This is a genomic window from Streptococcus sp. 27098_8_134 (genome assembly GCF_041431675.1).
Classification (GTDB): Bacteria; Bacillota; Bacilli; order Lactobacillales; family Streptococcaceae; genus Streptococcus; species Streptococcus sanguinis_R.
On sequence record NZ_JAPVYD010000001.1, the window covers coordinates 658302 to 673857 of the forward strand.

At 43.3% G+C, this 15556-nt stretch carries 13 protein-coding genes; 2 read left to right on the forward strand and 11 right to left on the reverse strand.

What is annotated here, in order from left to right; genetic code table 11:
* Positions 1-107: 107 nt before the first annotated feature.
* From O3620_RS03100 to O3620_RS03150, 11 genes are all read right to left on the reverse strand, one after another.
* Entirely contained in the window at positions 108-1547 is a 1440-nt protein-coding gene (locus O3620_RS03100; RefSeq protein ID WP_371601428.1) for a 6-phospho-beta-glucosidase, read from the reverse strand.
* 209 nt (positions 1548-1756) lie between these two features.
* Positions 1757-2017, reverse strand: a complete 261-nt coding sequence (locus O3620_RS03105; RefSeq protein WP_001291476.1) for a SemiSWEET family transporter — start codon at positions 2015-2017, stop codon at positions 1757-1759.
* 250 nt (positions 2018-2267) lie between these two features.
* On the reverse strand, positions 2268-3842 hold the full coding sequence (locus O3620_RS03110; RefSeq protein WP_002896547.1) for an ABC transporter ATP-binding protein: 1575 nt from the start codon (positions 3840-3842) through the stop codon (positions 2268-2270).
* 542 nt (positions 3843-4384) lie between these two features.
* Positions 4385-4732 carry a VOC family protein gene (locus tag O3620_RS03115; RefSeq protein ID WP_002896549.1) on the reverse strand — a complete coding sequence of 116 codons (348 nt, stop codon included), beginning with the start codon at positions 4730-4732 and terminating at the stop codon, positions 4385-4387.
* A 154-nt stretch (positions 4733-4886) separates the two neighbouring features.
* Positions 4887-6662: a pyruvate oxidase gene (gene spxB / locus O3620_RS03120; RefSeq protein WP_002919671.1), complete on the reverse strand. Its 1776-nt coding sequence runs from the start codon at positions 6660-6662 to the stop codon at positions 4887-4889.
* 300 nt (positions 6663-6962) lie between these two features.
* Complete coding sequence (locus O3620_RS03125; protein ID WP_371601429.1) at positions 6963-9185, reverse strand: heavy metal translocating P-type ATPase; 2223 nt, start codon at positions 9183-9185, stop codon at positions 6963-6965.
* Between the two features lie 10 nt (positions 9186-9195).
* The gene (locus tag O3620_RS03130; protein WP_002901455.1) at positions 9196-9567 is read right to left on the reverse strand and encodes a cupredoxin domain-containing protein; all 372 of its coding nucleotides are present in this window, start codon (positions 9565-9567) and stop codon (positions 9196-9198) included.
* Between the two features lie 18 nt (positions 9568-9585).
* A complete protein-coding gene (locus O3620_RS03135) occupies positions 9586-9981 on the reverse strand; it encodes a CopY/TcrY family copper transport repressor (protein ID WP_002903337.1) in 396 nt (131 codons plus the stop codon).
* Positions 9982-10130: 149 nt separating this feature from the next.
* Entirely contained in the window at positions 10131-10763 is a 633-nt protein-coding gene (locus O3620_RS03140) for an SGNH/GDSL hydrolase family protein (protein ID WP_002919674.1), read from the reverse strand.
* On the reverse strand, positions 10763-11620 hold the full coding sequence (locus O3620_RS03145) for a Cof-type HAD-IIB family hydrolase (RefSeq protein ID WP_371601431.1): 858 nt from the start codon (positions 11618-11620) through the stop codon (positions 10763-10765). Before O3620_RS03145 ends, O3620_RS03140 begins: the two co-directional genes overlap by 1 nt.
* Complete coding sequence (locus O3620_RS03150) at positions 11598-13292, reverse strand: hypothetical protein (RefSeq protein WP_002896556.1); 1695 nt, start codon at positions 13290-13292, stop codon at positions 11598-11600. The genes O3620_RS03145 and O3620_RS03150 overlap by 23 nt, the downstream gene beginning before the upstream one ends.
* A 179-nt stretch (positions 13293-13471) precedes the next feature.
* Here O3620_RS03150 and O3620_RS03155 point away from each other — a divergent pair, with 179 nt between their 5' ends.
* Entirely contained in the window at positions 13472-14113 is a 642-nt protein-coding gene (locus O3620_RS03155; protein WP_002896558.1) for a GntR family transcriptional regulator, read from the forward strand.
* Between the two features lie 246 nt (positions 14114-14359).
* Positions 14360-15550: a glycine betaine/L-proline ABC transporter ATP-binding protein gene (locus tag O3620_RS03160; RefSeq protein ID WP_002896559.1), complete on the forward strand. Its 1191-nt coding sequence runs from the start codon at positions 14360-14362 to the stop codon at positions 15548-15550.
* Positions 15551-15556 lie beyond the last annotated feature (6 nt).

Here is a 15556-nt window from a genome sequence, read left to right on the forward strand (position 1 = left end):
GGAGGCTCAAAATGTTTAAAATTTTTTGCAAAATCATTTTTAGAAGTATTACTTTCGCCCTTGAGGGCTAAGGAAAAAGGCTGAGACATTCATATCTCAGCCTTAGTTTATTTCACAGATGCTCCGTTAGTCGCGATAACTTCCTTGTACCAATCAAAGGATTTTTTCTTGGAACGTTTGAGTGTCCCCTTACCTTCATTGTCCCGGTCCACGTAGATAAAGCCATAGCGCTTCTTCATCTCGCCAGTGCCGGCTGATACTAGGTCGATACAGCCCCAGGTCGTGTAGCCCCACAGCACCACGCCGTCCTCATTGATGGCTTCCCGCATGGCCTTGACATGGGCCGCCAAGTAGTCAATCCGGAAATCATCAGCCACATAGCCATTTTCATCTGGAGTATCCACTGCACCCAGACCATTTTCCACGATAAACATGGGCTTTTGATAGCGATCCCAGATGGTATTTAGCGTAATACGCAAGCCCAGCGGATCAATCTGCCAGCCCCACTCAGAAGCTTCCAAATAAGGGTTCTTGAGAGAAGCAAAGATATTGCCCTCGGTCAGCTCATTGACCTTAGAATCGCCCGAAGCTACCCGGCTAGAGTAGTAAGAGAAGGAAATGAAGTCCACCGTATGCTCCTTGAGCAGCTGCAGGTCTTCTTCTGTCATTTCGACAGTGATGCCCTCGCGCTCCCAAGCTTTCTTGGCATAGTTGGGATATTCGCCACGCGCCTGCACATCAATGAAGAAATAGTTTTTCCTGTCTTCCTCCATACCAGCCCATACATCGCGTGGATGACAGGTGTTAGGATAATTTTGACCCGCCGCTAACATACAGCCGACCTTATTTTCCGGATCAATCTCATGAGCCAGCTTGGTGGCAATGGCTGACGCGACTAGCTCATGATGGGCTGCTTGATACTTGACCTGCTCCTCATTTTCCCCTTCTTCAAAGCAGAGCCCAGCCCCCATAAAGGGTGCATGGAGGATCATGTTAATTTCATTGAAGGTCAGCCAGTACTTGACCAATCCCTTGTAGCGGGTAAAGAGAGTGCGGCAGAGACGCTCGTAAAATTCCAGCATGAGACGATTTCGCCAACCACCATATTGCTCAATCAAGTGCATGGGACAGTCAAAGTGAGTAATGGTCACCAAGGGCTCAATACCGTACTTGTGGCATTCCTTAAAGAGGTCTTCGTAAAATTTCAGGCCAGCTTCATTGGGCTCCAGCTCATCCCCCTTAGGGAAAATCCGGCTCCAAGCAATGGACAGACGATAGGTCTTAAAACCCATCTCGCCAAAGAGAGCAATATCCTCCTTGAAGCGATGGTACATGTCAATAGCTTCCTTAGCTGGGTAGAAATAGCCTTCCTCAAAGTCAAACATCTTTTTCTTACCCGTGATGATGGCCAGACGGTCCTCACCAATCGGCACCACGTCTACATTGGCCAGCCCGCGACCATCCGCATCGTAAGCGCCCTCGCATTGGTTGGCAGCTGTCGCTCCACCCCACAAAAAACCATCCGGAAAAGTCAGTTTTTCAGTCATATTTCTACTCGCTTTCTTATTTGCTTGTTCATTTACTTATATTATAGCTCATTATGTAAACCTTTTCTTATAAAATATTGTTACATACTGATACTATTCTACTATTTAAGTTGATCAGATCATTTTTTAAAAATTATCCTCTCAAAAAAAGCAATTGCCCTCTCCTTAAACAAAAAAAGAAGACTGAAAACCAGTCTTCTCTGTTCCTTTTAAATCAAAGCCGTGATAGCCGTTACTAGGCCAAAAACAATCCCGGGTGCATTGGCTGCTGCAAGAGGGATATCTCTTTCCTTTTTGAAAAGTCCATAGTAGACCCAGAGACTGCAGTTAATCGCTGCAACCAAGGGCTGGATGAAGTTTCCTTTTTGACCAGCCAAGTTGTTCATGATTTGTGGGAAGTAAGACACATACATCATAACAGACATGAAGGTCGCTACCCAACCCAAAACTTTCATTTGTTTTTCAGACATTTTCAAAGCCTCTTTCATTTTTGCTGAATCTTATTTTATAATCTTCTTTCAAAACAATCAAGTCTTTAAAACTTTTGTTATAAAGATGTAAACTATCACAATCTTGTGATAAGAAATAAGAGTGAAGTTAGGAAAAATAGTTATAAGCAGAAAAACAAATATTTTTATGTGCTGAAAAATCTTGATACTGGGTCTTTTATTGCTGAAATATTTACTTCTTTTTATGATAAAACTGACTTTTGGGCCAGAATCAATATTTTCCTAAATCTACAACTTGTTGATATCTACTTTCATCATCAATATGATGGGCAATTTCTAACATCATAACAGGAAGAGAAAATAGTAGTTCACGTACCATGAGGGCGTTTTCTTTATCTAGGGTTGCTGTTACTTCATCAGCCAACAACAGATTTTTTCTACGAAGAAGAAAGCGTGCCAATTCAATCCGCACCCTTTGTCCCCCAGAAATATTCTCCCCGTTATTCTTGATAATAAAATCCAGCCCACCCGTCAATTCAAAATCCAGTTTGACTTGTTTCAAAACAGCAAGCAGCTCTTCCTCAGAAAATTCTTGTCCTAAGGTCAAATTGTAACGCACTGTATCATTAAAGAGAAATGGGTGTTGGTTAATAATTCCTATACTGGATACAAAACTTGATGTACATTCATTAACAGTTGTCACGCCGATAATTTCTCCCTCATCTGCTATTTCTTCTCCAGTAATGAGTCGGAACAAGGTTGACTTACCACAACCACTCGGTCCTTTGATTAAAACTTTCTGACCTGCTTGAACATCCAAGTTTAAGTGAGTAAAAAGCTGTCTGTCACCATAAGATTTACTTAAATTTTTAATGTGCAGGGCATGCAATTCTTGCGCATCTTTTTTATCTATCTGTTTTACATCTCCAATTTCTAATATTCCAAAAATCTTATCAGCTGTCGTTTTGGCCCCTTGTATATCTACAGCATCATACATAATAGTCTGAATAGGGCTCACTAGTTGACCTGCTGCGATGTACATGGCAACAAGACTTGCCACTGACACTTTCTGCCCAGCCATAGCAAAGTAAAAACCTAAAACAAGTGGTAAAACTTGGCTCAAAAAGACCATGAAACCGTTGCAAAAGAAAATAATATTATGGGTAAAGCAAAATTTTTGAATTGCTCGTTGATAATTTAGATTAATCTTCCAAAATCTGTTCTGATTTTCAGAAATTGCTTGGTTCATGAGTAGAGTATGTGCTCCTCGGATACTATCAGATACTTGATTATGAACATCTACTCTGCCTTGCGCCATGTCATCACCAGTATGTTTGAGTCTTTTATTCATCAAGAACTGAGGAATAGGACGCAAAATAGTGAAAAAGACAAAAATGCTACCTAGCAACAAATTTTGCGAAATAATATAAATCGCTGTTAGTAATGCAACAAAGCTCCAGCAAATGATATTGACGTATTTTTCTAAGTAATTATCCCCCAAATACTCCATATCTTGTGTGAGCATGGTGATTTTTTCATCTTCGCTAAAATCTTTATTTGTCATCAGCTTGCCAAATAAATCTGCCCTCATATTCATTTGAATTTCACGACGAAAAACATTATGTGTATGATTACAAAAGAGCATTAAGCTATACAGGACAAAGTATACTGTAAAGCCAAAAACAGCAAACTGTATAATTTTAGAATAAGTCAATTCTCCTTGATTTAAGGACAAGGCTTGTGATACGACTAAGGGTTGAGCAAGAGCCAAACCTCCATTTGCCAGTGCGCCAATGATAGTATAAAACTTCGTTTTCTTGTCCAGATAGTGAAATATTTTATTCACAATGCCCTCCTAGAAAAAGAGAGTGGCTAGCACTCCTCTCCATTTTTATTATATAAATTTAACAAATATTACAATCTCATTATTCCTATCTTCTATCTGTTTTAAATATTTGTTTACCTCATTTTCTTCAAGTAAATGTTTATTCTCTTCCAAAATAGGCAATATATTCACTTTCCGTTGTTTTATTTTCTTGTATATTCTTCTTCAATTCATTCGTAATCAAAAATGAATGATTATTTTTGATATTAAAATATACACTACCATCTTCAGTATCATACCTTAAGATATATCGTGATAACTTTCATATTACCATCTCTTTATCTTTGCTTTATTTTAAATACATTGTATAACTATTAAAATAATAATTCAAGAAAAATCAGAATATTAGAAAAGTTCTACATTTTAATAATTTTTAATCGAGTACAAACTAATTTCAAATTCCCTTATCTACTACTATACATGCCGTACTATCACATTTCTGTTCGTCGAGACACAATCTCGCTATTCCTTCCTCTAAGGTTAACTTCAAATGACTACGCATCCTATTTCATTCGATAAAAATCAATCACTAGACCAGCAGGGCCTTTAACTAGCAGCGATTCCGTACCCCAATCAGTTACAGCTGGGCCGTGTAAAATCTCAGCACCAAGCTCTTTCAACCGCTGGTAATTCTGGTCTACATCCTCAATCTCGATATGAAGAATGATTCCTGTCTGGAAATTTTCCAAAGGAATCAAATGATTTTGGGACAACATGAGGCAATGACTGCCAATCGTGAACTGAGCAAAACTGTCGTCAACATAGTCTGCCTTTTTATCAAAAATACGCTCCAAGTCAGCACAGACTTGAGGAACATCTGAAACGATGATATCTAATTGATTTAAATTCATTTACTATCCTCCATAAAAAGACCGGATTGCTCCGTTCTTTTCAAGTTCCGCTCTAAGAAAATCAAGTTATAAACAAGACATCGAACCGCAGGCAGTACTGCTGTACGGCAAGGTTAAGATGACACAGTTTACATTTGATTTTCGGCGAGAGGAATTATTTAATTGCGCGTGATTGCAATCCTTCTTCTTCCAAGAAGAGGCGGAATGGTACGAGTTCTTCTGCTTCGTATTTTTCCTTGAAGGCTTTGATAGCTTCTTCTGAGTGAAGTTTTGGATCGAGTTCAAGTACTTCTACTGGAAGTGGACGGTGTTGCGTGATGCGGGCATCGATGACAACTGTCTTGCCTTCTTTGTTGAGTTTCACAGCTTCTGCAACGACTGCATCGATGTCTTCGATACGGTCAACTGTAAATCCAACAGCTCCTTGAGCTTCAGCAATTTTCGCGTAGTCAGCGTTAGTGAAGTCTACACCAAACAAGTGTTTGTTGGTGTCTTCGTATTTGTTCTTGATGAATCCGTACTCAGCATTTGAGAAGACAAGGTTGATAACTGGAAGGTCGTATTGAACGTTTGTGATCACGTCTGGATAGCACATGTTGAATGCACCATCACCCATGATGTTCCATACTTGGCGATCTGGATTGTCTTTCTTAGCAGCGATACCACCAGGAAGGGCGATCCCCATTGTCGCAAAGAGTGGAGATGTACGCCACATGTTCTTAGGTGTCATGTGAAGGTGACGAGTAGATGTTTGAGTTGTGTTACCTACGTCAATTGAGTAGATAGCGTCTTGGTCAGCGTATTTGTTAACTGCATTGTAAACTTGGTACAACTGCAACTCACCCTCAGTTTTACCTTCGAGTTTGTTCATGTAATCACGCCAGTTTTGGTTGTTCTTAACGTTTGCACGCCACCATGGAGTAGATTCAACTGGGTTTACTTTGTCAAGAATCGCTTTAGCTGCTTGACCTGCATCACCAAGGATAGAAGCGTCAAGGGCATGGCGTTTACCAAGTTTGTAAGGGTCAATATCCACTTGGATGAATTTTTCAGTGTTCTTGAAGGCTTCGTACACTTCAGCAAATGGGAAGTTTGACCCAAGGAAAAGAACGGTGTCTGCTTCAAAGACTACTTCGTTGGCTGGTTTCCAACCAACACGGTAAGCAGAACCTGTCAAACCTTCATAGTTCCATTCGAAAGCTTCAAAGTTTTTACCAGTTGTGATGATTGGTGCTTTGATTTTACGTGACAATTCAGTAATCACTTCACCAGCTTTAACACCACCAAATCCAGCGTAGATAACAGGGCGCTCAGCCTTGTTCAAGATTTCAACTGCTTTGTCAATTTCAGTTTCGTTCAAGGCAGGAGCAATGAATGAACGCTCGTAAGAACCTGATCCGTAGTATGAGTTTTCGTCGATTTCTTGGAAACCGAAGTTTACTGGAATTTCAACAACGGCAGGACCTTTTTTAGAAACAGCAGCACGGCAAGCTTCGTCAATTACTTTTGGCAATTGCTCAGCGTAAGCGACACGTTTGTTGTAGACAGCGATACCGTTGTACATTGGGTTTTGGTTCAATTCTTGGAAGGCATCCATGTTGAGTTCGTTGACTGGACGTGATCCAAGAATAGCAAGGAATGGAGTGTTATCCATAGCTGCATCGTAAACACCGTTAATCAAGTGAGTCGCACCTGGGCCACCTGAACCAACTGCAACCCCGATTGAGCCGCCGAATTTAGCTTGCATCACCGCTGCAAGAGCACCAGTTTCTTCGTGGCGAACTTGCAAGAAGCGGATATCTTTGTCTTCAGCCAAAGCATCCATGAGTGAGCTGAGTGTTCCTGATGGGATACCGTAGATGGTGTCTACGCCCCATGTCTTCAATACGTTGAGCATTGCTGCAGATGCAGTAATTTTTCCTTGAGTCATAATAATAACTCCCCTTCAATAAAATAATTTTTCAGTTATTGAAAACATTTCCACTTGTGAATGAAAACGCTTCAAGCAACTTTACTCTATCAATTTATCATGTTTTTTCGCTCTTGTATAAGAATATGCTCATAGATGATATAGAACTATTACATAACACAATGCTCTTTTTTTGAGAAAATTTCACAAACTATATTAGTATAGGATATTTTATTATAATTTGCATGCACCTCTAAGACTTGTAGCTGTAGGAAATCGAACAAAAAGCGATACAAAATTCTGTATCACTTTTTATTTCATTTAATCAATTTTCTCAACATTGAGAAGCAGCGAGCTAGTCAAAACAGACAAAGAACTAAGGGCCATAGCAAGACCTGCTAGTTCTGGATTGAGGGTCAATCCCAGTCCTACAAAGACTCCAGCAGCAATTGGAAGCCCAAGGATATTGTAGATAGAGGCCCAGAAGAGATTGAGTAAGATCCTGCGGAAGGTCTTTTGACTCATGTCAAAGGCGCGCACAACGCCAAGTAAATCATTTTGCGTGAGCACGATGCCACCGGACTCGATCGCAATATCCGTTCCAGATCCCATAGCGATCCCCACATCCGCGATCGAGAGAGCTGGAGCATCATTGATCCCATCTCCAACAAAGGCGACCTTGCTAGCTTCTTGCAGTTTTTGGATGGCGCTAGCTTTTTCTTGAGGAAGGACATCAGCAATGACGGTGTCAATTCCCACTTGCTTAGCAATAGCTTGGGCCACCCGTTCATTATCCCCCGTTAACATGACCGTTTTCAAGCCCCGTTCTTTGAGCTTTTTGATCGCTTCTTTTGAGCTGGCCTTCGGAGCATCTTGAATGGCAATCAAGCCAATCACTTGCCCATCCACAGACAAACTGATCACTGTTTTGGCCTGCTCTTGCAACTCTACCATCCGTTTTTCAAGCTCCGGATCCATCGCTGTCCCGTCATGAAGTTTGCCATTTCCCAAGGTCACCAACTGCTGGTCGATCTGACCTTGGACCCCTTTTCCTTCAATCGCTTGGAAGTTTTCCACAGGGGATAACACCAAACCTTTTTCTTCTGCTTGGGATAACACCGCTTGGGCTAGTGGATGTTCTGAAAAAGTTTCAAGACTAGCAGCCAGTGTCAAGACACGCGCTTTATCTCCTACAACATCGGTTACAAGTGGTTGGCCAATGGTAATAGTCCCTGTCTTATCAAACACAACGGTTTGAATCTTTTGCACTTCTTGAAGAACTGTTCCATTTTTAATCAGAACGCCCATCTTGGCACTACGGCCGGTTCCGACCATCAGGGCTGTTGGGGTTGCTAAACCAAGGGCACAAGGACAGGCAATAATGAGGACAGAGACTGCATAGAGCATGGCCTCTTGAAGCGACGCGCCCAGAAGCACGGACCAAACCCAGAAAGTCGCAATGGCCAAAATCGTCACCACTGGAACAAAGATACCTGAAATCTTATCCGTCAAATCTTGAATAGGAGCACGACTGGATTGGGCCATTTTGACAAAGTCCACAATTTGAGATAAGAGGGTCTCACTACCGACTTTTTCAGCCTTAAAGAGAATGGTCCCATTGCTGTTGATAGTGGAGCCGATAACTGCATCACCAACTGATTTTTCCACAGGCAAGCTTTCACCTGTCACCATCGACTCATCAATGGTCGTACTTCCTTCTACAATCGTCCCATCAACCGCAATCTTTTCCCCAGGACGGACCCGAATCAAGTCATCAATTTGGATATCTTCTGCCGCTACCTCGACATAGTTCCCATCACGGAGAACTTGAGCCGTTTTTGCCTGCAAATCCAACAACTTTTCCACAGCCTCGGAGGCATTGTTACGCATCCGTTCTTCAAAGATTTGCCCTAAGAGGATAAAGAAGATGATAAAACCCGCAGCCTCAAAGTATACTGGCTGACCAGTAAAAAGGGCAAATACACTATAGACATAGGCTACCAGGGTTCCAAGAGCTACCAAGGTATCCATATTGGAATGGTGCTTCTTAAATGAGGCCCAGGCACTCTTGATAAAAGGAACTCCTGCTACCAACATGATCGGCGTTGTCGCTAGAAAAGTCCCCCAGCGACTGACTGTATGGGATACAAATCCTGCCATCATCCCGATCATCAAGATCAATAAAGGAAGGGTAAAGATACTAGTAATCCAAAAGCGATCCCGTAAACTTAAGACACGACGGCGTTTTTCCAGAACCGTGTAGGAACCCTTTTGCATCTTCATTCCACATGAAAACTCGAAGTCCCCTGTTTCTGTCGGGGTAAAGGATATCACCTTATCCACACCGACTTCCAAAGGCTCTAAAATCCCCTGATCTTCAAACAAAATTTCCTTGTAACAGCCGGAAGGATTGACCCGATGGAAGGTGATTTCAGCAGGGATCCCTTTTTGAAGTTGAAATTCTTTGGGACTATAGCCCTTTTCTGCTGTAATACGGATCTTTTGCACTCCGTTTTCCACAACTGCTTTTTGTTTTTCTACCATACCTACTCCTTTATTCCACAATCATGTGACCATGCATCATGTTCATTCCACATGAATACCCATATTCGCCCGCTTTTTCTGGCGTAATTTCAATGACATGTTTTTCACCTAAAGGCAAATCTTCATGAACGCCAAAATCTGGAAAGATCACTTGAGCCAGACATGAAGATGGATCCTTGCGATTAAAGATGATCCGGGCTGGAACATTCTTTTTCAGGACAATCGTTTCAGGCGAATAGCCCCCCATGACTTCGACTTCAATTTCTTGATAACCTGATTTCTGACGAGCGTGGCCGCTTACTTTTTCATGCTCTGCAAAGAACCACCAAGCAATAAAAGCAACCACAAGTAAACAAACAATACTAATCAACAATCCAAACATGGAATTTCCTTCTTTCTATTACATACAATTGCAAGGGACTGTTTCGACAGCCTCTGCTTTCTTTTCTTCCAGGACCTGCTGCAGCTGATTAAGATCTGCAAGCGTAAAGTCACTCTCCTGAATCAAGTTTTCAAGCACCTGGACAATCCTTTTGGAGCAAACCTTGTCTTTCACATCCTCAACGACCAAGTCTAAACTCTGGTCCTGCTTCAACAAAGCCGAGTAAACAAAGGCTTTGCCTGATTTTTCTCTAGTCAAACATCCTTTCTCCACCAAGCGGGTCAAGAGAGTCTTGACCGTCGACTTCGACCAGTCAAAGCGCTCGGACAAGACGGCGATCAAATCCGTGCTGGTCTGCTTGCCTTCCATCCAGATAATCTTCATGATGCGCCATTCCGCATTGGAAATTTGCATGACCTCTCCTTTCTAAATCTACATTTGTAAATCTTATGATGCTATTTTACCACTAAGATTTACATTTGTAAACAAAAAGTTTTAAAAAAAAACAAATCTTCCTTTGAAGATTTGTCTGATTGGGCTTTTTTTGCTCCCTATTTTTATCTCTATAACGTCTCCTGCAAAACCTTGGACAAGGCTGTATAGCCAGCAATGGTCAGATGGAGACCATCTGTTGTGTAGTCTGGGCGCAGCTGGCCTCCCTCGTCCAGAAAGGTATCGTAGAGATCAATAAACTGGACATTCATGTAGGCGCTAGCCAGCTGGCGATAGGCCTGATTGAGAGCCTGAATCTTTTCATTGCTGCGGACATAGACCGTGCTCTTGTAGGCGGGAGCTTCATTGACCGGCAGGACCGACAGCAATTGGATCTGAGCCAGAGGATAGTCACGAGAAATCTCCTGAATAACGGCTTCCAAATTAGCCAGCGTTTCTGTCTGAGGTATCGCCTTGCCAATGTCATTGGTACCTATCAGGATAAAGACCTTATCCAAAGCCTGCCCAAAGAGATGGGCATCTAGGTTTTCTAAAAGCAAATCAGTCTTATAGCCCCGAATGCCACGGTTAATCAGTCTTTTATCCGTCTGTAAGAGCTCCTGAAGCGGATAGTATTCTACGATGGAGTCTCCAATAAAGATGATGTCTGGCTCCTTGACAGAGAGTTGATTGAGCTCTCTGTAGTTTTGCTGCAATTTTGCCTGCTCCTTGAGAAGCCATTCTTCTAGTAATTGTACTGCCATTATTCCCTTTCCTCTTCTAAGTATTGCTCAAGTATCTGTAAAACACCGGCTTCTGTATTTGCTGGCGCTAGGTAGTCCGCTATCTTTTTGACCCGCTCATCGCCATTCTCCATAGCGTAAGAAATACCTGCTAATTCAAGCATTTCTATGTCATTTTCACTATCCCCAAAAGCCATTATTTCTGAGCTTTGAATCTGCCACTTAGCCATCAGCTGCTGCAAGCCCCAAGCCTTGTGCATCCCATCTTGGAGGATGTCAATCGCACCGTAACCACTGGCAACAGCGCTCAATCGGCCAGCAAAATGCTGATTAATCAGACGAGCATGCTCTGCTGCTGCAGCCTCTTCTACCATCATACTCATTTTTAAGACCTTGTCAAAGGGATAATCCTGAAGGCTTGGCACAAAGTTCATCCGCTTGTGGAAAAACTGGGCTATTTCCTTGGTCATGACTTTTTCAATCAAGGGAAACTCTGTACCCTCCTGGACAAAGCCACCTCTTTCAGAAGTCACAACCAGCTGAAGCTCCTTTTCACGCCCAGCAAAGTAAGCCAGCGCATCCCTAATCAATCCAGGTTCCCAGAAGCTGCTCATGCTTAGCTGGTTCTTTTCAAAAATCCGGGCTCCGTTGGCGACTACCAAGGTCATTCGTTCTACCAAATCTCCTAATAGCAGACGCATCCGTGGAATTTCATTGCCAGTAGCCACCACAAAGCGAATGTCTCTCTTATCCAGCTCATCTAAAATAGTAGCCAGATGTGGCAAATCCAGCTGTCCCTGTCCGTCCAGCAAGGTTCCATCCATGTCTGTCGCTATCATCTTTACAGTCATCTTTTTATCCATTTCTATCTTTGTCATCCAATTTGGACTGTCCCTTTCCCAGCAAGCTCCAGTTGCCGCTGGCTTCGTAGGCGGTGATTATCTCCCTGGCTGTATCCGTGATCTCTTCTGGATAGTTCAGGCTCTCTAGTGTATTAACCGCATTCTTGGTCAAAGCGCTGCCTTGCTTAATCTTATAGTCAAAGACAATCTCTCCTGCTATATATTGACTGTCAAAGTGATATTGAGCATTGAGCTGACCAGAGGCTGCTACCAACTCCACATCATGGCTCGAAATCATGTAAAGACAGGGCTTCTGGGCTAGCCAATCAATGATTGCTAGTCCTGCACCAATCCGCTCAACAGTATTGGTTCCCTTAAAAAGCTCATCGATGAAAAAGTAGTGCAAGCCCTCTTCTTCCAAGGAATCTATCATGCGCTCAATAGCCCTGCTCTCGGCGATAAAGTAACTATCCCCAGAGCCGATGTCATCGGTCACATCCATTGAGCTCAAGACATGACCATGCTGCAAGGTCAAGTTCTCTGCACAAGCAAAGCCTAGCCCCTGAGCCAAGATAGCATTGATAGCTGCTATTCTCAGGTAAGTCGATTTTCCAGAAGCATTATCGCCACTAATCATCATATTCTTAGAAAAGTCCAAATCATTGCTAACAGGTCGCTCTAAGAGTGGATGATAGAGACCCTTGCCCTTCATCCCAGCTGAGCTTGTAAAGCTAGGTTTCGCATAAATCGGAAGGCTTTCCTTGTAGTTAAGTACAGCAATCGCTGCCTCTAAGCGACCTAGAATCTCCAGCACTTGCCTAGCCTGTTGATTGGCCTTGACCAGACGATTGGAGATATAGGCCTGAGCCAACTGAGGTATCAGCAAGACGGAGTTGATATAGAGATAGAAAATCTCCAGCTCAGAGGCACCCGACTGGGGCCGAAAGACTTCTCCAAAAAGCCGTGTTCGGCTAAAAGAAGCCACCGCTTCTTTTAGAGAAGCTTGCTGGGGCAAGGGCAGGCGGGCGATCTTTTCACCAATATAGAAGATCCGTACCAGATAGCCCATGCTGTCTAACTTCATCTCTAGAGACCAGCGCGTGGCCATGGAATAAACGATATTAAAGGCCATGCTGATGATGGGAACTATATATCCCAGACTAGGATTGATAAAATAGAGTAAAGGGGAAAGTAGCGGAATCGCAGCCAAAAACAGGTAAAAACTTCCCTTGTGATTCGCCTGAGCTGGTTTATAGATCAGTTTCTTAGCTTGATTGTGATTTTTCTTGCCAAGCTCAGAAAAAAGCAGCTGCAGCTGAATGCGCACCTCTGGATGCTGGGTCAAATTGGCCTGCAAATCATCAAATTCCTGATCTGCCTCGAAATGCAACAGGCGAAGTTTGCTGTAAAGGTACTCTGAACCTAGACTGGATTGGGCTGCTGTATCAATATCCTGAAAAACATCAAAAAAGTCCAAATCTCCCCAAGTCTGGTCGTCCACCAGACTATCATAGGTTCCAGCTTCTTCGTCTAGCAAAAAAGACTCATACAGACTGGACTCACTGTCTGGCCGGCAATCCACCCGCTCACGACTTCCCCAAGCAGTAGCTAAACGCTTCTTAAAGCGAAGCTTTCTCCGAATAGCAGAGACTATGACAAGCACTAGCACCGCCAAAAAGCCCAGTAATACCAAGATAAATTGTGACATAAATATCCTCACCCCTTCCAGAAAACCTCTGACTTTTAGACATATTATACTACTTAAAAAAGTAAAAAGAAAGGTAAGAAGAGGCGGATAGGACAGTCGATTTTACAAAGAGCACTTTTCAATCTTCCAGTTTTATATTATAATCATAGCTATATTTCTGTTGTAAATTGGAGGTCCTCATGAGCAAAAAAGAAGTCGCATTCCCACGCTACCAGCAGATTGCCGTCGCCATTGCCGAGCGAATCGTTGACGGCAAATATCCCATCGGAAGCAAGATCTATGCCCGCTCTACCCTAGCCAGCAACTTCAATGTCTCACCTGAGACAGCCCGCAAGGCTATTAATGTGCTGGTAGACCTGGAAATCATGGAAGTCCGCCACGGCAGTGGAGCCTTCATTTCTTCCAAGGAAAAAGCCCAGCAGTTCCTTGAGACCTATAAAGATGTCAACTCTCTGCAGGACCTCAAAAGCAAGCTCCACCAGAGCATCCAACGCCAAGAGGAAGAATTTGCCAACTTTTCCCAGCTGCTCAATCAGCTTCTCAGCCGAACTAAAGATGTCCAGCAGCGCTTCCCTTTCAATCCCTACGAGCTCCAGCTCTCAGCAGACGCCATCAACCTAGGAAAATCTATCAATGAGCTCAATATCTGGCACTCGACTGGCGCTACCATTGTCGCAGTCCAGCAGGGAGACCAACTCCTAATCTCGCCTGGTCCTTATACCAAGCTGGAAGCCGGCAATACCATCTACTTTGTTGGCAACGAATTATCAGTCGGTTTGATGCATAATTTATTTTTTAATGAAATTGAAACAAACAAGTGAAACAGCGCTTGTTTTTTCTTTGTCAAAAAGCAGAATAGACAGGCGAATCCGCTGTCTGACAAGCCTTTTGCGACTTTCAGAAATATTCTAGAAAATCATCCTCCTTTTTTATAATAGTCGAAAAATGCCGGTCTGACGGTCTTTTGGGTTTGACAAAGTGACCACACGATGTTATACTGTGATGGTCTTTTAAGTGACAACTTATCAAAATAAACATGTAGTCACTTTTGTAAAAGGAGAAATACGTTGAATAAACTAGAAGTAAAACATTTGACTAAAATTTTCGGTAAAAGGCAAAAGCAGGCACTGGAAATGGTGCAGCAAGCCAAAAGCAAAACGGAAATTTTAGAAAAAACCGGTGCTACTGTCGGAGTTTACGATGTAAACTTTGAAGTTCAGATCGGAGAAATTTTTGTCATCATGGGACTGTCCGGTAGTGGGAAATCTACCCTTATCCGCCTGCTCAACCGATTGATTGACCCGACATCAGGCGACATTTACATCGACGGCCAAGATGTGGCCAAGATGAACGAAGAAGAGCTGCGTGACGTTCGCCGCCACAAGCTCAATATGGTCTTTCAGAACTTCGGCCTCTTTCCACATCGGACCATTCTGGAAAATACTGAGTTCGGTCTGGAAGTTCGAGGTGTTGATAAGGAAGAGCGCACGCGCCTAGCTGAACAAGCTCTAGACAATGCCGGTCTCCTGTCCTTCAAGGACCAATACCCCGATCAGCTCTCCGGTGGGATGCAGCAGCGGGTTGGCTTAGCTCGAGCTTTGGCCAACAATCCTGATATTCTGCTCATGGACGAAGCCTTCTCAGCTTTAGACCCCCTCATCCGCCGCGAAATGCAGGATGAGCTGCTGGATCTGCAGGCAGAGCATGAGCGTACCATTATCTTTATCACCCACGATCTCAATGAGGCCCTGCGTATCGGTGACCGTATTGCTATTATGGCTGACGGTCAGATTATGCAGATTGGCACCGGTGAGGAAATCCTGACCAATCCAGCCAACGACTTCGTTCGAGAGTTCGTTGAAGATGTGGACCGCTCCAAGGTCTTGACTGCTCAGAATATCATGACAACGCCACTGACTACCAACATTGACATCGACGGACCAACTGTGGCTCTTAATCGGATGAAAAAAGAAGAGGTCAGTATGCTGCTGGCTGTGGATAGGAAGCGGCATCTCAAGGGCAGTCTGACTGCCGAAGGCGCCCGAGATGCCCGTAAGCAACATCAAGCTCTGGCTGAAGTGATTGATAAGAACGTCCGCAAGGTCACTCAGGAAACCCTGATTACTGATATTTTCCCGCTGATTTACGATTCACCAGCACCTCTGGCCGTTGTAGATGATAAGGACAAGTTAGTCGGCGTTATTATCAAAGGTCGAGTCATCGAAGCCTTGGCCAATACTACTGAATCTGAAGAATAAGGGAGG